Genomic DNA, 1,771 nt, shown 5'->3' with positions numbered 1-1,771 from the left:
GATATTGCGAGAGATGGAATGTTGGAAGGTCCGTCAACCGATTTATATCAAGAAATTATTCCTAAAACCGATATCCAGCTGGTTGCAAGCGGAGGAATTTCATGTATGGATGATATTCTAAAAATGAAAGAAATAAGCTGTTCCGGAACCATTATCGGAAAAGCTATTTACGAAGGGAACATCTCATTACAACAACTTCAAAATTTTATGGAAAATGCTTAAAAAAAGAATCATTCCTTGTTTGGATATCAAAGACGGAACAACGGTAAAAGGAATTAATTTTCAAGGGCTTAAAAATGCAGGAGACCCCATTGAATTAGCTAAAAAATATGAGAAAGAAGGGGCTGATGAATTGGTTTTTCTTGACATTACAGCCACCATTGAAGAAAGAAAAACATTTGCCGAGCTCGTTAAAAAAATTGCTTTTCAACTGAGCATTCCGTTTACGGTAGGAGGTGGCATTGCATCGGTTGAAGATGTAAGAAAGCTTCTGGAAGCCGGAGCCGATAAAGTAAGCATCAATTCTTCTGCTGTGAAAAATCCGCAATTGATTTCCCATCTGGCCCATGAATTTGGAAGCCAATGTATAGTAGTGGCTATTGATACGAAGCATGTTGGTGAGGAAGACCGGGTGCATATTAAGGGAGGGCGGGAAATTACTGAGCTTACGACGGTAGAATGGGCCAGGAAGGCAGAACTTCTGGGAGCGGGAGAAATTCTGCTGACATCCATGGATGGAGACGGAACCAAGAATGGATTTGACACCAGAATTACCAATTTGGTTTCAGAAAGCATCCATATTCCTGTGATTGCTTCCGGAGGTGCAGGAAGTATCAATGATTTTGAAGAAGTATTTCAACAGACAAAAGCTACAGGAGCTCTGGCTGCAAGTGTTTTTCACTTTGGTGAAATTAAGATCAGTGAATTAAAAAATAAATTAAAAACAAAAAATATACCCGTACGATGACCATAAATTTTGAAAAATCAGGAGGGCTTGTTCCGGTAATTATCCAAGATAATAGAACGCTTCAGGTATTGATGTTGGGTTACATGAATGAAGAAGCCTTTGAAAAAACAAAAAAGGAAAATATTGTAACTTTTTTTAGCCGTTCCAAAAACAGGCTCTGGACAAAGGGTGAAGAATCAGGAAATTTTCTTGCCGTAAAAAGTATAGATATAGATTGCGATCAGGATACCATTCTCATTAAAGCAGTTCCTAAAAATGTAGTGTGCCATACCGGAAATTTCAGCTGTTTCGGAGAGAAAGATTCCAAAGGGTTTTTATATGAACTGGAGGATAAAATATCATCCAGGATTGATGGAAAAGTGGAGAATTCTTATACCTATTCATTATATCAGAGAGGAATTAATAAAATGGCTCAAAAAGTAGGCGAGGAAGCGGTAGAACTGGTGATTGAAGCCAAAGATAACAATGATGATCTCTTAAAAAATGAAGCGGCGGATTTGTTGTATCACTTTTTGATTTTATTGAAGGCTAAGGGAATTGCAGTTAAGGATATTGAAAGCGTTTTGGAAAAGAGAAATCAATAATAAAACCCAACCCTTTAATAAGCTTGTAAAGGAAATATTTTGTAACCAATCTATAAAATTGCATCTTAAATATAAGACGATATAGTTTGTCGCTTTGCTGAAATAGCTTTGCATGCAGAATGAAAAAAGAAAAACACTAATGCGTGATAAACTTCATATTAAATCTAATTAATGAAATTTTAATACGTGCTAAAATTTGTTAAATTTGTAAGATTTTATT

General features: G+C 36.1%; 3 protein-coding genes. All 3 read left to right on the top strand.

Going from position 1 to position 1,771, the window contains the following annotated elements; genetic code table 11:
• Positions 1-222: HisA/HisF-related TIM barrel protein (locus ACGHIN_RS17210; RefSeq protein ID WP_390456449.1), on the top strand; the 222-nt coding region annotated here is incomplete at its 5' end.
• On the top strand, positions 215-967 hold the full coding sequence (hisF, locus tag ACGHIN_RS17205; protein WP_390456446.1) for an imidazole glycerol phosphate synthase subunit HisF: 753 nt from the start codon (positions 215-217) through the stop codon (positions 965-967). The genes ACGHIN_RS17210 and hisF, both read left to right, overlap by 8 nt.
• A complete protein-coding gene (gene hisIE, locus ACGHIN_RS17200) occupies positions 964-1,551 on the top strand; it encodes a bifunctional phosphoribosyl-AMP cyclohydrolase/phosphoribosyl-ATP diphosphatase HisIE (protein WP_390456443.1) in 588 nt (195 codons plus the stop codon). Before hisF ends, hisIE begins: the two co-directional genes overlap by 4 nt.
• Positions 1,552-1,771 lie beyond the last annotated feature (220 nt).

This window comes from Chryseobacterium barbadense, from assembly GCF_042849955.1.
Classification (GTDB): Bacteria; Bacteroidota; Bacteroidia; order Flavobacteriales; family Weeksellaceae; genus Chryseobacterium.
Note: the sequence above shows the minus strand (reverse complement) of the source record. Positions and strands in the feature narration are given on the sequence as shown.

Excerpts from the sequence above, each read along its gene's own strand:
- hisF (WP_390456446.1), top strand. The coding sequence starts at position 215 with ATGCTTAAAAAAAGAATCATTCCTTGTTTGGATATCAAAGACGGAACA.
- hisIE (WP_390456443.1), top strand. The coding sequence starts at position 964 with ATGACCATAAATTTTGAAAAATCAGGAGGGCTTGTTCCGGTAATTATC.